This window comes from Rothia sp. HMSC075F09 (assembly GCF_001810515.1).
Lineage (GTDB): Bacteria > Actinomycetota > Actinomycetes > Actinomycetales > Micrococcaceae > Rothia.
The window spans coordinates 54,241-71,660 of sequence record NZ_KV801774.1; the positions used below are offsets into that span (position 1 = coordinate 54,241).

The window sequence follows — 17,420 nt, forward strand, 5'->3', positions numbered from 1 at the left end:
AAAACCCCCCCCCCCCCCCCCCCGAAAAATTTTTAAAAAATAAGGGCGCCGGGAACCTTACGTTCCCGGCGCCCACACCCCCACTGTTCATACCTCAGCGGGGTTCAATTTAGAGGCGGAAGAAGCCCTCCACCGCGCGCGTCATGTACGCCATATCGTCCACATGGCACATCTCACGCATCGAATGCATCGACAGCAAACCAATACCCACATCCACGGTGCGCATACCCAGGCGAGTCGCCGTAATCGGGCCAATCGTCGAACCGCACGGCATATTGTTATTCGACACGAACTCCTGATACGGCACACCAGCCTTCGCACACGCCGCAGCAAACACGCCAGCACCCACCGAATCCGTCGCATAACGCTGGTTCGCGTTAATCTTCAACAGCGGGCCACCACCGGGCAGTGGCTGAACGGTCGGGTCGTGGTGACCCTGATAGTTCGGATGCACCAGGTGACCGGCATCAGCCGACAGGCAGAACGACGCCGCCACCGAACGGCGGTACTCCTCCGTGCTCTCACCGCGCGCAGCGGACAGGCGCACCAGAATATCCTCCAGGAACGGGCCAGCCGCACCACTACGCGACTCCGAACCAAGCTCCTCATGGTCGAACGCCGCAAGCATCACGGTCTCGGTGGCGTGCTCATCCGCGTTATCGGCAACGTAACGCTCCAGGGCGGTCAAACCCGCATGCACCGAAGACAGGTTATCCAGGCGACCGGAAGCGAACAGCTCCTGATCCGCACCGAAGCGGCGCGGCGGCTGCGAATCAGCGAACAGCAGGTCGTAACCCACGATGCTCTGCGGGTCGACCGGCTCGCCGTCAATCACGTGCTTCGCCATGTAGCCGAGCACGTCGTTCTCCGCCGGGTCCACGCCCCACACGGGGTACATGTTGAACTGCTTGTCCAGCACCAGTTCGTTGCGCTTGTGGTCCAGGTGCGGTGCCAGCTGCGGGATGCGCGCAATCGGGCCGGTGCGCACCAGGCGGTCCTTCAGCTCGCCGCCCTCCAAGACGGTGAGGCGACCCGCCACGCACAGCTCACGGTCGAGGAAGGAGTTCAGCAGTGCACCACCATAGTTCTCCACGGCAATCTGGTGCCAGCCCTTCGTGGTGATGGAGGAGGAGGGCTTGACCTTCAGGGAGGGCGAGTCGGTGTGCGCACCCAGAACGCGGTAGCCGCTTGCCTTCTGCGCCTTCGCGCCGCCAGCCCAGGCGATAATCGCGCCGTCACGGACGACGAAGTGACGGCCGGTTGCGATCTGCGGGTCCCATGCTTCGGTCTCTACAAGCTCGGTGAAGCCCGCTGCTTGCAGGCGGCGCGCTACCGTGCGCGCGGCGAGGTAAGAGACCGGCGACTCCGCCACGAATGCGGCGAGGTCTTCAATATTTTTTACAGCATCAACAGTCATGGTTTAACCCTACCTTTTCTTGGGTGTTGATGGGGTGACCGGGGCTGGTAGTCCACGCGGCGTGAAGTATGAGCCCTGGTGAGGCTCGAATGGAGCGGGGCGGGCGGGCCGGGGTAGCTGAGCTAGAACAACCCGCCAAATAGCCTATTTATCAACCTTGAGCGGTTGTGTTTCACGTGAAACCTCGCCGCGGCGAGCGCGCGCATTGAAGATCAGGCAGGCGAGCACCACGTACACGCCTTCCAGGGCGATGCCCTGTAGTGCATCCACGGGGGTCACGCCCTCGGAGGCGAACGGATCCAGACCAGCCACCATGGACAGCAGCATCAGGATCACGTTATTTGCCACGTGCAGGCTGATGGAGGCCTCCAGACCGCCGGTGTACCAGCAGAGGAAACCCGCGTAAATACCCATCGCGAGAATCGTGCTCTGACCCCAGGGGTCGTAGGCGTGGGAGAGCATGAACAGCACGGCGGGCAGCACAATCGGCAGCCAGGGGGTGCGGAGCCAGCGGCCCAGCATCTGCATCATGAAGCCGCGGTAGGCGAGCTCTTCGGCGTAGCACTGCACGGGCACTAGGAGCAGCATCATCGCCACATAAACCCAAAATTCAACCTGTGGAGGTTGAAAATAGCGGTATTCGGGCAGGCTCTCACCGCTCAACGCCAGCATCACGGCGTAGTAGATGCCGTAGACAGCGAAGCTCAAACCCAGGTACGGAAGCAGTAGCGAGCGGCGCAGACGACCCGCCACCGAATGGATCAGACCCCAGGGCTTCGGACCCACGACCAGGCGTGCCAGAAAGAGCGAAGGCACAATCGCGATAAGGGAGAGGAACGTCAGCGCGAACAGCGCCGGGTGTTCCATAATGACGGCGCGGTTCGTAGCTACATCCTGGAGGGAAAGTCCCGAACCCATAATCGTCGCAGCCAGGGCAACTGAAATGATCAGGTTGAGGCCAATAAATACGGCGACACCGAGCAGACCTTCCAGCAGGGGTGAGAACCAGCGGGATTTCGGGTCGGCGTGGGAGAGGCGGTGGTAGGCAAGACCTGCAATAGGCGCAGGAGCAGCGGGGGTTCCGGCGGCTACCTGCGGGGGTGCGGGAGGCGGTGTAGTGTTCATTCTTTAATCCTAGCCTCCGCGGGGTCGATGGTGACCGGGCATACGGAAACCTTCAAGTGCCGATTGATACGGAATGTTCCAAAACCATTGAAAAAGCCGTGAATAAGGCTAAAAACCTACCATTCACGGGGTTCATTTTCTGAACCTATGCCATAATTTGTAGCGATAATACGCTCATATACATAGTCGCTGATGACCGCTCTTCCGGGGTGTTTTTTCAGCACCAGAAAGGCTGCTTTCTTATGGCACTCGTCTTCAATCCGCCGCCCAACTGGCCCGCTCCTCCTGCTGGATGGGCCCCCACTCCTACGTGGCGCCCCGACCCCGCGTGGGGTCCCGTTCCTGAAGGTTGGCAGCTGTGGGTCGAAGAGCCCGAGCCCGAACCCATTCAGGTTGAAGAGGCTACTATTGAGCCGCTGGTTCCCGAGCAGTCCGCTGCTGAGGCGGCTCCCGCTGAGCAGGTTACTGAGCCTGTAGTTGCTGAGCCCGCTGTTGAGGCTGAGCAGCCCGCCGAAGCTGCAGCACCGCTGACCGTTGAGGACGTTGACCTGGAGCAGCTCGCCGCTGAGCTCGAAGGTGAGCAGGTCGTCGAGGTTCCGGAGGCGGCAGCACCCCAGGCTGAGGCATCCCACGTTGAGGCACAGCAGGTAGAGGCGCCCCACGTTGAGGCGTCCCAGGCTGAGTCCGCTGAGGAGTCCTCCGAGCCCAAGCCGATGCGTCACCTGACTCAGGTTCCGCTGACCGGCACCGCTCTGCCCGAGCAGGTTCTCGCATCCCAGTCTTCCGCAGTTGAAGAGCCTGCAGATGCAGAGCCCGCTGCTGAGGCTCCCGTAGCGCCGGTTGTCGAGCCTGTTGTTGCTGAGCAGGCTGCTTCCGAGCAGCCCGTTGAGGCGCACGTTGTTGAGGCTCCGGTTGCTGAGCCGGCACTGTCCGAGCCTGCTGTTTCCGAGCCCGCCGCTTCTGAGCCGGTCGTTTCCGAACCTGTTGCAGAGCCCGTTGTTGTTGAGCCCGTCGCCGAGGTTGCCCCCGAGGCACCGGCGGCAGCTGAACCGGTATCTGAGCCCATCGTTGAGGCTCCCGCGGCTGAGGCACCCGCTGCTGAGGCGCCCCACACTATTGAGAGCTCCCCGCTCGTTGAGTTCCACACCCCCGAAACCGAGCGCACCGTCAACCTGTCCGAGCGTACCGTGAACCTCTCGGAACAGCCCGGCCAGAACATGCAGCCCGGCCAGAACGCGCAGGGCGGCCAGAACGCACAGTTCATCCCGGCGGGTCAGGCACCGAACGGCTTCCAGCCGAACCAGGCTGATGGTTTCCAGGGTGAGGGCTTCCAGGGCCAGAACTTCCAGGGTGGCCAGTACCAGGGCCAGGGTTTCCAGGGTCAGGGCTTCCAGGACGGCCAGAACGTCCAGGGCGGTCAGTACCAGGGCAACCCCTACCAGGGTCAACCGTACAACGCTCAGCAGCCCTACGCAGGTCAGGTGTCCGATCAGGACCAGGCAACCGTGGCACTGAGCAACCCCTACGTCACCGAGCCTGCAGGTCAGGGCGAGGACGACTCCGAGAAGAAGGGTCTGTTCTCCGGCACTAAGATTTGGGGTGTTATCGGTGGTGCGCTGGCTCTGCTGATTGTTCTCATCCTGGCGATTGTCATGCTGATTCCGCGTGGCGGCTCGAACCCCGCCTCCGCTTCTTCCGAGTCGGCGAGCGCGGCGGCTACTTCCGCTGAGGCGTCCTCCGCGGCGGCATCCTCTGAGGCTTCTTCCGCAGCGCCCGCATCTGAGAGCGCGGCTTCGGCTTCTTCGGCAGCGCCGGTTGCTGCTGCTGAAGCGAAGATGCCCGAGGGTGAGTTCAAGGAATACAAGAAGACCGTCGCCGATAATAAGGACACCATCGACATTGAGAAGATCAAGGGCGATGTGTCCGCAGGCCTGCTCTACTACGAGTTCAAGCCCGCAGACGGTGTGGTTAACGCCTTCATCACCAGCCGTGACGACAAGGGCAACATCACCGCAGGTCTGAGCGTTCTCGACTCCACCCGCGACGGCAAGGAGCTCAAGGGCACCGCATGGATTGACGCGAGCGGCCACTCCACCCCCACCCGCAAGCTGGAGCTGACCGGTAAGGGCGAGTGGACCATCCGCGTCTACGACGCAGACTCCGCACCCCACTACAAGAAGGGTGAGAAGTTCCAGAGCACCATGAACTACTACGCTTTCACCTACGAAGGCACCGAGGCAGCCATGGAGTTCCAGACCAGCGGCCCGACCACCCGCGGCTTCACCGTTCTGAACGCGACCAAGAACGACCCGTTCTTCTCCTCGACCATGCCGACCGTGAAGAGCAGCCTGCAGTGGGTTCAGAGCAACAAGAGCTACCTGCAGGTTCGTACCGACTCCGCGGTTACTTGGAGCATCGGCACTAACTAGCAGCTTGGCTGACTAAATCAGCAGGCTGGGTATAAAAGTATCCCCCGCGCCCGTGATGGGTGCGGGGGATACTTTTATGCCAGTGGTTATGCCGGGTGGGGTTTAGCCCTGTTATGCCCGTGCTGGAGGCGCCCGCCGCCGCGGGCGAGCGACCGCCTCGAGCGGGCAGCCGCCGTGAGCGGGCGGTTTCTTTAGCGGGAGTACTTCGCCTCCGCCAGTTCGTCACCTGCGGCTCGTGCCGCACGCTCCACCAGCTGACGATTCGCCAGGTACACGAAGAACGTCACCAGGATGAACAGGTACATCAGCTGGTACGGCATGGTGCCCGCCATCAGGCCCAGGGAGCCTTCCGGCACCATCAGAATCTGCTCCGAGTTAAAGTGCGGGGAGAACGCCAGCACGATCCAGAACGGCGAAATGTACATGCCCACCAGTGCCGCAGTCGCCAAGATAACAGCCAGCGTGAAGACGAAGGAGCTGACCCGCTGGTACATGAGCGGGAAGATTTCCATGACCACGGCGGCGAGCATCAGCGGGTACCAGGTGTTGTGGTGCGACCAGCTAATCGGCGAAATCTGCAGCATCATGAACGCGGTCAGCGCCAGCTGCGCCATGAGCGCGCGAGCACGAATCAGCGGAATCAACAGAACCGCGGTGACCAGCACAATCAGCAGGGTCAACGCCACCTGCACCACCGACAGGGCGGTAGCCGTCAGGTGGTGCTGCAGGCCCGCGTGGGTCAGCGTACCCATAATCGACACGTTATCGAAGTAGCTGAACCAACCCACACGCGAAGTGTCACGCACCGCGTGGAACCAGAACGTCAGCGACTCCTCACGAATCACCAGGAAGCCGATACCCACGGTCGCGGCGAAGCTCGCGCCCAGGGTCGCAATGCCCTTCCAGTCCTTACGCATGAGCAGCAGCAGACCGAACGCCAGCGGGGTCAGCTTAATACCCGCCGCAATACCCAGCAGCACGCCGCGCGGCACGCGGGTTGCCGGACGCATAAAATCGGCAAGAATCAGCATCAGAATAATGGCGTTAATCTGCCCAAAATGCGTGGTCAAACGCCACGGGCCGCACATCCAAATCAGCGCCGCAATCAGCGACACCATACCCCAATGACCCACGTGCTTCTGCAACGGCAGACGCCACGATCGGCTACGCGCATAGGAGTACAGCAGGTACGCACACCAGTAGCTGAGCGCGCAAATAATGGCGGTAATCAGCAGCATGCTCTGCGGCTCCGTGAGGAACGCGAGCGGGTAGAAGAGCAGCGCCGCAAACGGCGGGTAGGTGAACGGCAGGCCGCGCGTACGGAAGCCGTAGAGCTGGTAGCCGTCCGGGCCGTCCGCCAGGGAGACAGCGCCCAGGCGGTAGACGTAAATATCGTCAGCCGCCGCGTGGGTCACGTAGTCGAAGGCGTAGAGGGCAACCAGGATGAACAGCAGGTGCGCCCACAGAGCGCCGCTACGCAGACCGGGGATGCGGTCAAAGAAGCAGGGACGCGCAGGCTTTTCGACTGCCTTAGCGGTTTCTTCGGCGGCGGCTTCCTTTGCCGCTTTTTCCGCGGTGGCTGCAGAGGATGCGGCGGGCCCAGCACTTTCTACAGTGCTTTCAGCAGCCGGTTCCGCAACCGGTGCAGTAGTAGAGCTAGCCGAAGCCCAGGGAATCCTCGGTGCAGCCGCCTCGGTATTCTCCGCGGTCGTAGCTAAGTTCTTGTCAGTATTCTTCACAGGGGTCTTTTCTAGTTCCTTGTCGCGGCTCACGCGGTTGCCTCACGAGAATCAGCAGCACGCACAGACTCGGCGCTCTCGGCCACCAGGGCGCGAGCGCCCCACCAGCCCAGAGGAGCATCGCTACGCACGGAACCGTACTGCACGGGCTCAACCTTCGCGCCACGCACCGGCGCGCTCAGGGCGGCAATAGACCAGAGCGTCATCGTCATCCACAGGCAGAACGCGGGAATAGCCGAAACCGCCAACGCGCCCGGAGCCAGCTGCTCCAAACCATCCGCGCTACCGTGGAACCACGACGCAATCCTAATCGGCGACAGGTACAGGCCCAGCACCGCAACCACCGCGAACACCGTCGCCGTCACCCGCAGCCACGCAGGCTGAACCGCAAAATAGGTCGGGAACGCGTCCATGATGAACACGGCAGCCAGCAGGGGCAGCAGCACGTTGTGGTGCGACCAGCTAATCGGCGACAGCGCCACCATCAAGGAGGCGGTCACCGCCACCTGCGCCAGCGCGGCACCGCGGCGTTCCAGCTGGTACAGCAGTGCGGCAGTCAGCACAATCGTGACCAGCGCCAGGGCGTAGTAGACGGGCTTCGCGGCGCTCTCAGAGAGACCGAAGTGCAGCAGCCAACCCTGAATCGAGACGTTATCCACAAAGTTCAGTCCACCCACACGGGAGGGGTTCGTCAGCGCGGAGAACCAGAACTCCAGTGCGTCCTTAGGCATCAGAATGAAACCCAGCGCAATGGTGCCGAAGAACGTTGCACCCAGGGTCGCGATGCCCTTCCAGTCGCGGCGGACCAGCAGAATCAGACCAAACACGAGCGGGGTCAGCTTCACGCCGCCCGCAATACCAATCAGCACGCCGCGCGGCACGCGGGTTGCCGGGCGCACAAAATCGGCAAGAATCAGCGCCGTAATGAACGGGTTAATCTGAATCAGGTCCAGGGTGCGCTGCCACGGCCCCGCCGAAACCACCAGAATAGTCAGCACCGCAATCGTGCCCGCACGACCAAAGTACTGCTGCAGCGGCAGTTCACGGCCGCGCGCATTCACGTAGTTGTAAATGATCGTGGAAATCCACCACGCCACCACAGCCGAACCGACCACCATAATGACCTTGCCGACCTCCAGGGGCAGGAACGCGAACGGCAAGAACAGCATCGCCGCGAACGGCGGGTACGTGAACGGCGGCTTGATGACGCCGTGATCGTTCAGGGTCGGGGAGTACAGGTCCTGGGTGAAGCCCTCGTTATCAAAAATGGTCATCGCGCCCAGGCGGTAGATGGAGAAGTCCATACCGCTGAAGGGGTTGGTGAGCATTTTGACGACGTATCCACCGCCAATGATGAGGATGAGTGCCGCAATGGCGATTTTTCCCCAAATGGGGGTGGTGGAATCAGTCCTTGTCACGAGGTGTTTGTCCTTACCTTGGTGCCGGCGGATGCGCGCGTAGGGTGGGCGGGCATCTGATTTTGGAATCCTAATAGTTTATCGTGCGCACCTGTGAAGGGTGCATTGGGGAGAAGATTCACAGGGGAAGAACCGCTCGAGCGCACAAACACAACTATCACGATATGAGCCGCCTTCATATGCACGTCATGTCTTCAAAATTGGTACTATCCGGGCAATATAATGGGCTTATTGGCACCCGCCCCAACGCAGGGGCAAGCGGTGCCGACCCGCACACCGACGTCCACGAACAACCAGCAGTGAAAGCAGTGATCACGTGAGTGAACATCTCGGCACCCCACCCGAAGGTGAGAACACGAGCGGCAAGCCCGCAAACGTCTCCGGAGGCGGCTCCTCCGGCCTGAGCATTGGCGCGCGTCCGGCTGATGTGCCCGGCGCGAGCCTCACCCCCGAAGAGATTGCACGCCGCGCATCCGGTCGCGGTACGTGGCATCGTCGCGCCTCCAAGCCGGTCTCCCACTGGATGTTTACCCTTGTCGGCGTACTTCTGTTGCACAAGTTTATTCCGAATAGCGGCTGGCTGATGGTGCACATTATCACCCTCGGCCTGATTACGAACTCGATTCTGATTTGGTCGCAGCACTTCACCGAAGCGCTCATGAAAATCAAGATTCCTGACGAGCACCGCGGAACCCAGGTGCGCCGCATCTTCATTCTGAACGCCGGTATCCTCCTGCTCATGATCGGCATGGTCGGTCAGCTGAGCGTGCCCGGCCTCTACGCCGCCACGGTGGTGGGCGCCCTCATTGTCGGTTCGATGGTCGCCTGGCACGGCATCTACCTGCTGAAGCAGGTGCGTCAGGCTCTGCCGTCGCGGTTCGGTGTGACCATTCGCTTCTACATTGTTGCGGCGCTGCTGCTGCCCCTCGGTGCGGCGTTTGGCGGCATGATTGCCTACCCGAACCTGTCCGGCACCCTGCATTCGCAGTTCCTGCTCGCGCACGAGGCAGTGAACGTGCTCGGCTTCGTCGGTATTACCGCGGTGGGTACGCTGGTGACGTTCTGGCCGACCATGCTGCGCACCAAGATGGTGGATAAGGCGCTCACCCACAGTCTGCGCGCCCTGTACCTGATGTGCGGTGGCTTAGCGTTGACCCTTGTCGGCGCGATTTTTGGGATGCGTCCGCTCGCTGCTGCGGGTCTGGTCGTCTACCTGGTTGGCCTGCTCATTGTCGCCTGGGTGATGGTGCGTACCCTGCAAACCAAGCGCCCGAACGAGTACCCGCCGATGAGCGTCGGCATGGGCTTCCTCTGGCTGATTGTTGGTGTAGCGGCGACCGCGTACATGGTGGCGACCGCCCCCTTCGCGCAGCTGGACATGCGCGCCGTGACCCCCATCTTCGTGGTGGGCTTCCTGTTGCAGCTGCTGCTCGGCGCGATGAGCTACCTGCTGCCGCAGCGCATGGGTGGCGGCCCGGCGGTGGTGCGCGCCTCCAACAAGGAGTTCAGCCGTTTCGCGGCGGCACGCGTAACCGCCGTGAACCTGGCGCTGCTGATCTTCATGATGCCCAGCTCCATGGTGGGCCAGTCCATTAAGATTGCCGTCGCTATCGTGGGTGCGTTGGCGCTCATGGCGTTCATTCCGCTCATGGTGCGCGGCGTGAAGGCGTCCGTGAACACCCGCAAGGAAATGATGGCAGCACGCGCCCGCGGCGAGAAGCCCGTCTTCAACCAGGAGGCGCTCACCCCCGAACCCGTCCCGCACGCCAAGCAGAGCTTCCAGGCGGCACTCGCGGTTGCCATGGCGTTCCTGCTGGGCTTCGCCGTGAACCCGTCCGCGTTGAACCTGCCGTCGTTCTCCTCGGCGGGCTCCGTGGCTGCGACCGGTCAGACCACCACCGTGCAGGTGAAGGCGACCAGCAACTACCGCTTCACCCCCGCAGAGGTGGAGGTGCCCGCCGGTAACCGCCTGGTCGTCGAGGTCACCAACGACGACCAGAGCATGACCCACGACCTGACCTTCGACAACGGCGCAACCACCGGCACCATCAACCCCGGCGAAACGAAAACCGTCGACGCCGGCATCATCAGCGCCGACCAGGAAGCCTACTGCTCCGTAGCGGGCCACCGCTCCCTGGGCATGGTGTTTAAGGTGAAGGCGACCGGCGCCTCCGCAAACCAGGTGGCGCAGGGCGGCCACAACCACGGTTCTGCGGGCACCCACAACCACGCGGCGTCGGGTAGCACCCCGACCCTCATGACCGTTGCGAACAGCAGGATTGACATGTCCGCAGCGCCCGGCAGCGGCTACAAGTACCGCGACCCGAACATTCCAGCGCCGAACACCGCCACGCAGGTGAACGGCAAGACCGTCCGCAAGGTCACCCTGGAAGTTGAGGAAGTCGACCGCGAGGTGGCGCCCGGCGTGACCGTTCACATGTGGACGTTCAACGGGCAGAACATGGCACCGATTCTGCGCGGCAAGGTCGGCGACATTTTTGAAATTACACTCATCAATAACGGCACGATGGGCCACTCGCTGGACTTCCACGCGGGCATGGTCTCCCCCGATAACACGATGAAGACCATCGCCCCCGGTGAGCGTCTCGTCTACCGTTTTGAGGCGAAGGGTGCCGGTATCTGGCTGTACCACTGCGGCACCGCCCCGCTGAGCCTGCACATGACCCAGGGCATGTACGGCGCGGTCATCATTGACCCGGCGGACCTTGACCCGGTCGATCATGAGTACGTGATGGTTCAGGGCGAGGCGTACCTGCACGACACCGGCAAGACCGCCTCCGACGGTAACAAGCTGGCGGAGAACTCGCCGGAGCTGATTGCGGCGGGCACCCCCACGCTGACCATGTTCAACGGCCACGCAACCCAGTACAAGGCGAAGCCGCTGCAGGTGAAGAAGGGCGAGCGTATCCGTGTTTGGGTAATGGCTGCGGGCCCGAACCACGGCACGAGCTTCCACGTGGTCGGTTCGCAGTTCGACACGGTCTACAAGGAGGGCGGCTACCTGATGCGCCGCGGCGCAGATGCGTTCGGTAGCCGTGACGGCCACAGCCAGGCACTCGATTTGGCGCCCGCTCAGGGCGGCTTCGTGGAGATGCAGTTCCTAGAGTCTGGCACGTACACGTTCGTGAATCACTCCTTCTCGGAGATGGAGCGCGGTGCCGCCGGCAAGATCGTGGTGACGAACCGTTAGGGACTCCTGAAGCTCCCCATCATGGATTGACCCCGCCTGGTGCTCCCTGTCAAAGGTGTACCGGGTGGGGTCATCCTTCACGTGCACGGAGTCTGTACCTGCACTTGATGTTGACTCCGGTAAAGACGCGCCAAGAACTCTCTGACTATGGTTTTCACCTCAACGGAGGGGAGTTTTTTCACCATAAACGGCGATGGTGCGCTAGTCTATAGGAATGGCAGATAGCACTTCGAGCGCCTCTTCCGAGCGCAGCGCTACGGGCGCCAACAACCACATCCCCGCTTCGGCGGACGCACAGACTTCCCCTCGGCAGCGTAAAGCTTTCCCGCTTCGCTTTCTCGCCGGGGCACTTGCGCATTGGCAGATTATTGCCTCTGCGGTTCTTTTGGGTGGCGGTGTTGCCGGCCTGGCAGCCACCTATGACGACTATTGCGGTATGACGGAGCTTTCGTATGCTCCGGCGGCTCTCCGACCCGATTTCGAGGAGGGCTCTAAGGTGGCGGGTTTCCGTCCCGGCGTGCTGGCGGCGCAGATTGAGACTGAGAGCCACTGGCGTGTGGGCGTTGTGTCCCACCAGGGCGCTAAGGGTATTGCACAGTTCACTGATGATGCGTGGAGCGGCGGCCACTACAACTTCGGCAATGGCGGTAATGTTCTGAACCCGCACGATGCGATTGCGGCGCAGGCACGCTACCTGGGTGAGTTGCGTACTCGTTTGGCGAAGTACGCCTCCAATGAGGATGAGCTGCAGGATGTGGTTCTCGCCGGTTATAACGCGGGTCCGGGTTCTGTGGAGAAGTACGGCGGTGTTCCCCCGTATGAGGAGACTCAGAATTATGTGAAGTCGATTCGCGAGCTGGCGAATTCGAAGTACAAGCTGACCTGCTCTCCCGAGTACCAGTTCAAGCAGGCGAAGTTGAGCTTCGTGAATGGTGTGACTCCGGCGATGGCTGGTGTTCATGCGGATGGTACGGCTCTGTCCCCGGAGGAGTCGGCATCAGCTGCGGCGGAGGCTTCTGCGAGTGCTTCGGCTCGTGCGTCTGCGAGCGGCTCTGCGGGTTCTTCGGTGAAACCTTCGGCAACGAGTTCCGGCCGCTAAATTCATTTTTGGATAACCCACTAGGCTATATAGCCGTCTTGGAATATTCCGTTTTATCTATAGTGCGCGGCTGATACCGGCCACCACTACCCTACTATTCACTCTTATATGTACTCTTAACAGCGCGAGGCGCCGACCCCCATTCTCAGGGGTTCGGCGCCTCGCCCTTTTTAGGGCTGAATCGTGCCTAGTTGAAGATGGCGCGCACGACCGAGTAGCCGGAGACCGGGTACACGGCGTTCACGGTTGCGGGCTTCTCGCTCTCGTCCGCGATCTCAATGGACTCGGTGCCGCGCAGCAGCTCCTCGAGCAGGATGCGCAGTTCCAGGCGTGCCAGGGGCGCGCCGGGGCAGACGTGGATGCCGTCGCCGTACACGAGGTTGCGGGACTGGTCGCGGTGCGGGTTGTAGGTGAGGGCGTCTTCGAAGGCGTCCTCGTCGCGGTTGGCGCTTGCCCAGTTGATGGTCACGCGGGAGCCGGCGGGCAGGGTGCGGCCGCCGAGTTCGGTGTCCTGGGCGGTGATGCGGCGGTTGGTGACGAGGGTGTCTTCGAGTCGCATGATTTCTTCAACGGCGAGGGCAATTTCGCTGCGGTCGTCGAGTGCGTTGCCCTCGGCGAGGGATGCGCGCAGGCGGTCCTGCTCGGCGCGGTTGCGTGCCAGGAAGTTCACGAAGACGCCCACGGTTGCGGAGACGGTGGACAGCTCGCCCACGGTCCAGTTGCGGATGAGGCTGACGATTTCTTCGTCGGTCATGGTGCGGGGTTCTTCGCCGGGCAGCTGCACGGTGTCGGTGAGCAGTTCGGCGGTGACGTCCTTGGGATTGCCGGCGGCAGCGTCCTCGCGGCGCTCGTCGAGCAGCTGGCGGATGTAGCCGTCGAATTCGAGGGCGACCTTAGCGATTTCTTCGCGGTCACGGCGCAGGGTGGCGACGCGGTTCTTCTCGATCCATTCGGTGAGGGGCTGCTCGAGGCATGCGGGCCAGCCCATGAAGGCGTTCTGCACGCGCATTGCGTATGCCTGGCCGAAGCCCTGCATGACGTCTACTTCTTCGCCGCGGGGCAGGTCCGCGATGAGGGCCTTCACGGCGTCGCGGATGACGGGTGCGAACTTTTCGAGGCGTTCGGGGGTGAAGTACTTGTCGTTGACCGCGCGGAAGGTGGTGTGTTCGGGTGCGTCCATGCCGTTGGGGACGGCGATGTGGCGGGTGGAGACGACGTTAGAGTAGATTTCGGGGTGGTCGAGTACGTGCTGTACATCGGCGTTTTTGAAGACGGAGTAGCCCATGAATTCGTCGTGGGCGACAGGGCAACGGCGGCGCATTGCGTCGTAGGCAGCTACCTGGTCCTTCTGAACCTCTTCGCTTCGGAGGTCCCAGTCGTTGTGTACGTTCTCAGTCATTGTTCACCCGTGTTCGTTATAGAGTTGTGGCGTGCTGGATGCGGGCGTCCGGGCGATGCGTGTGGGCAGGGTCGGGCGTGCATTTCAGCACGTGTAGCCTTTACTTGTTCTTTGACCGTATCACTTATGGGTTGGTGGCGCAGGGTAGGGGTTCCTTGCTTCTCCTTCAACGAACAGTGCGGTCGCGGCAGCACTACAACCCATCACGCCGCGCTCACTCTACAGGCCACGATAGACTTCTCGCCGATGACCAACTCGGAAGACCTCAACAACAACCGCACCGTTATCAATGATGTACAGAATGCGGTAATTCCCTACTCGTGCCCTGTACCCTTCTTCGCACTGCGGCCCCTTGAATAGAACCTGCACAGGAACTATCCTCGGAGCTAACGGACAAACCCCAGAAAGGAACCAGTCATGACTGTCACCACTCACCGGACTCGTTCCAATGTCACGACTCTTAAAGAACTCCGCGACAACCTCGGAACCAAAGTCAATGAAGCCGTGTTCTCCGGCGAACGTCCCCTCATCAGCCGCAATGGTAAGACTGTTGCCGCGCTCATCTCCTACGAAGATTTGAAGCTGCTGGAAGAGTACGAAGAGCTCCTCGACATTGAGGCTCTTCGCAAGGCACGCGCCGAAGATGACGGCTACCGCATCGGCCTCGACGAGTTCCTCGCAGAGAACCCTGCAGACTAGTCTTTCAACGCATATTGCAAGGCGGGCGGCACCTCCACCGGGGAGGGGCCGCCCGCCTCATTCTTGCCTAAAAACCGCCGGGGTTTAGCGCCCGCGTGCGGAGGGGTAGATACTGCCGTCCATCACGCCGCGCTCCACCTGCTCCAGGCTCACGCCGCGAGTCTCCGGCAGGTTGCGGAACATCAGCAGCGCAATAATCACGTTCACCACGGCAAAGCCGATGAAGGAGCCGGTCAGACCGACCGCACCCAGAATCACGGGGAACGCCAGCGACAGCACACCATTCATCATCCAGCCGCTAAACGCCGAAATGCCCATACCCGCCGCACGCACACGCAGCGGGAACAGCTCACTCATAATCACCCACGTGGACACGTTCAGGCAGGTCTGCATCGCGCCCACAAAGCAGACGATGAGCACCAGCAGAATCCAGGGGCGCGCCGCATTATCGGCGGGCAGCAGCATGGATGCGCCCGCAATCAGCACGTGGAAAAACGCGGTCGAACTATAGCCGGTAATCACCATGACGCGGCGCGGCACACGCTCCATCAGGCGCAGCGACAGGATCGAGCCGAGCACCGCAATCGTACCCGGCGCAATGTTCGCGATGAGCGCCGCGGATTCGCTGAAACCGGCTTCCTTGAGCACCTTAATGCCGTAGTACATGATCGAGTTGATGCCGGTCAGCTGCTGGCCCGCGCCGACCAGAATACCGACGAGCAGGATGCGCACGAACCAGCCGCGCACGCCCACGCTTTCCTTACCCGCCGCGTTGTTCTGGGTGGTCGCCTCCGCCTGCAGGGTGCGCTCAATATCGGCAATTTCGGCCTCGGCACGCTCGGTGGAGCGGATGCGCTTCATCACCTCAAGCGCCTGCTCACGCTTGCCAACGCGCAGCAGCCAGCGCGGCGACTCGGGCACACGCAGCATACCTACGAACAGGCCGATGGCGGGCAGGGTGCAGATGGCGAACATCCAGCGCCACACGCCGTCGTGCTCGCCCCACAGGTTGCCAATGAGGGCGTTCACGATGAACGCGGCAAGCTGACCGCCCACGACCATGAGCTCGTTGCGGCCGGAGAGGGAGCCTCGAATTTCGTAGGGTGCGAGCTCTGCGAGGAACACGGGCACTACGGCGGAGGCGCCACCGACCGCCAGGCCGAGCAGGGTGCGTCCGGTGATGAGCACGGCGACGTTGGGTGCGAAGACGCACGCCAGGGCGCCGAAGAAGAAGATGGTGGACAACCCAATGATGGTGGTTCGGCGGCCGAACCGGTCAGAGATGCGGCCGCATCCGAGCGCGCCAATAGCGGCGGCGAAAGCGAGCGATCCGGTGACCCAGCCTTGGGCGGTGGAATCCATGCCGAGTTCGCGGCTCATGGGTTCGAGCGCGCCGTTGATTACTCCGGTGTCGTAGCCGAAGAGCAGACCGCCGAAGGTGGCGATGAGTGCGATGATGCCGAGGTATCGACTGTGCTTCCCGGTGCCCAGAGGGGGCAGGGTGGAGGCGGTGCTCTGTGCGCTCATGGTGTCCTTTATGCCGAGGGGTTAGGTGAGATTACACCGACATTGGTGGTTCTTCAGCACTGTCAGTGGGCTAGGTGAGGTGCGTCAGGTTAGACACACCTCACCTAATCCTAGCGAAAACGTGCGGCGGGTGATATTTATTTCTCACCACGGACATTTTTCAGCGTATATTACGGCCGACACGTGCGACCGCCTGAGTGTCCCTTTGAGAGGGAGCCGGAGTTTAGAACAGCGCGATCTTCTCGGGTGCCGGGAAGATGGCGTCCAGGGCGGCGAGGTCCTCAGCGTCGAAGCGCAGGCATGCCGCCTGTGCGTTGGCGCGCACCTGCTCGGCGCTGGTTGCACCGGCAATGACGGAGGTGACCGGCGACTGCTGTGCGAGCCAGGAGAACGCCGCCTGCACCTCGGTGATGCCGCGTTCGGTGCAGAAGCTGTGGAAGGCTTCGAGCTGGTCCCAGTTGGCGGCGTCGAGCACGTTTTTCTTAGAGTGGGACAGGCGCGAACCGGCGGGAATGTTGTCGCGGCGGTACTTGCCGGTCAGCAGGCCGTTAGCGAGCGGGAAGTACGGCAGCACACCCATGCCGAAGTGCCGTGCGGCGGGCAGGATTTCGAGTTCTGCGCGGCGGTCGAGCAGGTTGTAGTGGTTTTCAGCGACGATGAACCGTTCGGTGCCGAGTTCGTGGGCGCAGTGTTCGGCGTGGGCGAGCTGCCAGCCGGAGAAGTTGGAGTGGCCCAGGTAGCGGACCTTACCGTCGCGTACGAGCTGGTCGAGGGCACTGAGGGTTTCTTCGATGGGGGTGTTGGGATCGGGGCTGTGGTAGAAGTACAGGTCGATGTAGTCGGTGCCGAGGCGGCGGAGGGAACCTTCGACGGCGCGCATGATGTAGCGGCGCGATCCGCGGGCGTTGCGGTCGTTGCCGTTGAGGTCGCCGACGGGCAGACCGAATTTGGTGACGATGGTCAGTTCGTCGCGGTCGAGGCCGAGCTGGGTGAGGGCGGTGCCGAACATGGTTTCTGAGAGGCCGGGTTCGGCGCCGTAGAGGTCTGCGATGTCGAAGAAGCTGATGCCTGCGTCGACTGCGGCGGCGATGACTTCGTTGGTACCTTCTTGGGTGCGGGTGGGGGTGCCGGGGCGGCCGAGGTTATTGCAGCCGATGCCGACGCTGGGTACGACGAGACCGGAGTTGCCGAGCCTGCGGTAGACGGGAGATTCAATACGTTCCATGTTTTTAACTCTACGTTGTGCGGGTATGTTGCGTGGTTATTTCCCCTCCAGTTGGGAGGCGAAGAGCTTCCTGAAGCGTGATGTAGGGTCGGTCGTTAGGTCCCGGTAGGTTCCTTGCTCCACCACACACCC

The 17,420-nt window shown here is 62.1% G+C and carries 12 protein-coding genes; 4 read left to right on the top strand and 8 right to left on the bottom strand.

The features are described from left to right. Positions 1–109: 109 nt before the first annotated feature. Both HMPREF2749_RS01190 and HMPREF2749_RS01195 read right to left on the bottom strand, forming a co-directional pair. Positions 110–1,417 carry a M18 family aminopeptidase gene (locus HMPREF2749_RS01190; protein ID WP_005507304.1) on the bottom strand — a complete coding sequence of 436 codons (1,308 nt, stop codon included), beginning with the start codon at positions 1,415–1,417 and terminating at the stop codon, positions 110–112. A 144-nt stretch (positions 1,418–1,561) separates the two neighbouring features. Next, entirely contained in the window at positions 1,562–2,542 is a 981-nt protein-coding gene (locus tag HMPREF2749_RS01195) for a CPBP family intramembrane glutamic endopeptidase (RefSeq protein ID WP_070593111.1), read from the bottom strand. Positions 2,543–2,784: 242 nt separating this feature from the next. Between HMPREF2749_RS01195 and HMPREF2749_RS01200 the strand changes: the two genes are divergently transcribed. Then, positions 2,785–4,971: a hypothetical protein gene (locus tag HMPREF2749_RS01200; protein WP_070593113.1), complete on the top strand. Its 2,187-nt coding sequence runs from the start codon at positions 2,785–2,787 to the stop codon at positions 4,969–4,971. 191 nt (positions 4,972–5,162) lie between these two features. On the opposite strand, the gene HMPREF2749_RS01205 is transcribed toward HMPREF2749_RS01200, so the two are convergent. Continuing rightward, positions 5,163–6,743 carry a glycosyltransferase 87 family protein gene (locus HMPREF2749_RS01205; protein WP_070593114.1) on the bottom strand — a complete coding sequence of 527 codons (1,581 nt, stop codon included), beginning with the start codon at positions 6,741–6,743 and terminating at the stop codon, positions 5,163–5,165. Continuing rightward, positions 6,740–8,128, bottom strand: coding sequence for a glycosyltransferase family 87 protein (locus tag HMPREF2749_RS01210; RefSeq protein ID WP_070593116.1), 1,389 nt, complete (start codon positions 8,126–8,128; stop codon positions 6,740–6,742). Before HMPREF2749_RS01210 ends, HMPREF2749_RS01205 begins: the two co-directional genes overlap by 4 nt. A gap of 316 nt (positions 8,129–8,444) precedes the next feature. On the opposite strand from HMPREF2749_RS01210, the gene HMPREF2749_RS01215 reads away from it, so the two are divergent. Both HMPREF2749_RS01215 and HMPREF2749_RS09360 read left to right on the top strand, forming a co-directional pair. Further along, a complete protein-coding gene (locus HMPREF2749_RS01215; protein ID WP_070593118.1) occupies positions 8,445–11,339 on the top strand; it encodes a multicopper oxidase domain-containing protein in 2,895 nt (964 codons plus the stop codon). A gap of 214 nt (positions 11,340–11,553) precedes the next feature. Then, positions 11,554–12,438, top strand: a complete 885-nt coding sequence (locus tag HMPREF2749_RS09360; RefSeq protein WP_070593120.1) for a lytic transglycosylase domain-containing protein — start codon at positions 11,554–11,556, stop codon at positions 12,436–12,438. Between the two features lie 187 nt (positions 12,439–12,625). Here HMPREF2749_RS09360 and HMPREF2749_RS01225 read toward each other — a convergent pair whose 3' ends face one another. Both HMPREF2749_RS01225 and HMPREF2749_RS09445 read right to left on the bottom strand, forming a co-directional pair. Then, on the bottom strand, positions 12,626–13,837 hold the full coding sequence (locus HMPREF2749_RS01225) for a cytochrome P450 (protein WP_070593122.1): 1,212 nt from the start codon (positions 13,835–13,837) through the stop codon (positions 12,626–12,628). A 219-nt stretch (positions 13,838–14,056) separates the two neighbouring features. Further along, positions 14,057–14,272: a type II toxin-antitoxin system RelE family toxin gene (locus HMPREF2749_RS09445; protein WP_303935197.1), complete on the bottom strand. Its 216-nt coding sequence runs from the start codon at positions 14,270–14,272 to the stop codon at positions 14,057–14,059. Here HMPREF2749_RS09445 and HMPREF2749_RS01230 point away from each other — a divergent pair. Then, positions 14,255–14,536 carry a type II toxin-antitoxin system prevent-host-death family antitoxin gene (locus tag HMPREF2749_RS01230; protein ID WP_005509047.1) on the top strand — a complete coding sequence of 94 codons (282 nt, stop codon included), beginning with the start codon at positions 14,255–14,257 and terminating at the stop codon, positions 14,534–14,536. The two genes, HMPREF2749_RS09445 and HMPREF2749_RS01230, sit on opposite strands and share 18 nt — an antisense overlap. 84 nt (positions 14,537–14,620) lie before the next feature. Here HMPREF2749_RS01230 and HMPREF2749_RS01235 read toward each other — a convergent pair whose 3' ends face one another. Next, positions 14,621–16,063 carry a sugar porter family MFS transporter gene (locus HMPREF2749_RS01235; protein WP_070593124.1) on the bottom strand — a complete coding sequence of 481 codons (1,443 nt, stop codon included), beginning with the start codon at positions 16,061–16,063 and terminating at the stop codon, positions 14,621–14,623. Positions 16,064–16,286: 223 nt separating this feature from the next. Then, a complete protein-coding gene (locus HMPREF2749_RS01240; protein ID WP_049338317.1) occupies positions 16,287–17,288 on the bottom strand; it encodes an aldo/keto reductase in 1,002 nt (333 codons plus the stop codon). Positions 17,289–17,420: the final 132 nt, after the last annotated feature.

Bases quoted from the DNA above. Each gene is read 5' to 3' on its own strand.
- HMPREF2749_RS01190 (WP_005507304.1), bottom strand. From the start codon at position 1,417: ATGACTGTTGATGCTGTAAAAAATATTGAAGACCTCGCCGCATTCGTG.
- HMPREF2749_RS01195 (WP_070593111.1), bottom strand. From the start codon at position 2,542: ATGAACACTACACCGCCTCCCGCACCCCCGCAGGTAGCCGCCGGAACC.
- HMPREF2749_RS01200 (WP_070593113.1), top strand. From the start codon at position 2,785: ATGGCACTCGTCTTCAATCCGCCGCCCAACTGGCCCGCTCCTCCTGCT.
- HMPREF2749_RS09360 (WP_070593120.1), top strand. From the start codon at position 11,554: ATGGCAGATAGCACTTCGAGCGCCTCTTCCGAGCGCAGCGCTACGGGC.
- HMPREF2749_RS01225 (WP_070593122.1), bottom strand. From the start codon at position 13,837: ATGACTGAGAACGTACACAACGACTGGGACCTCCGAAGCGAAGAGGTT.
- HMPREF2749_RS01230 (WP_005509047.1), top strand. From the start codon at position 14,255: ATGACTGTCACCACTCACCGGACTCGTTCCAATGTCACGACTCTTAAA.
- HMPREF2749_RS01235 (WP_070593124.1), bottom strand. From the start codon at position 16,063: ATGAGCGCACAGAGCACCGCCTCCACCCTGCCCCCTCTGGGCACCGGG.
- HMPREF2749_RS01240 (WP_049338317.1), bottom strand. From the start codon at position 17,288: ATGGAACGTATTGAATCTCCCGTCTACCGCAGGCTCGGCAACTCCGGT.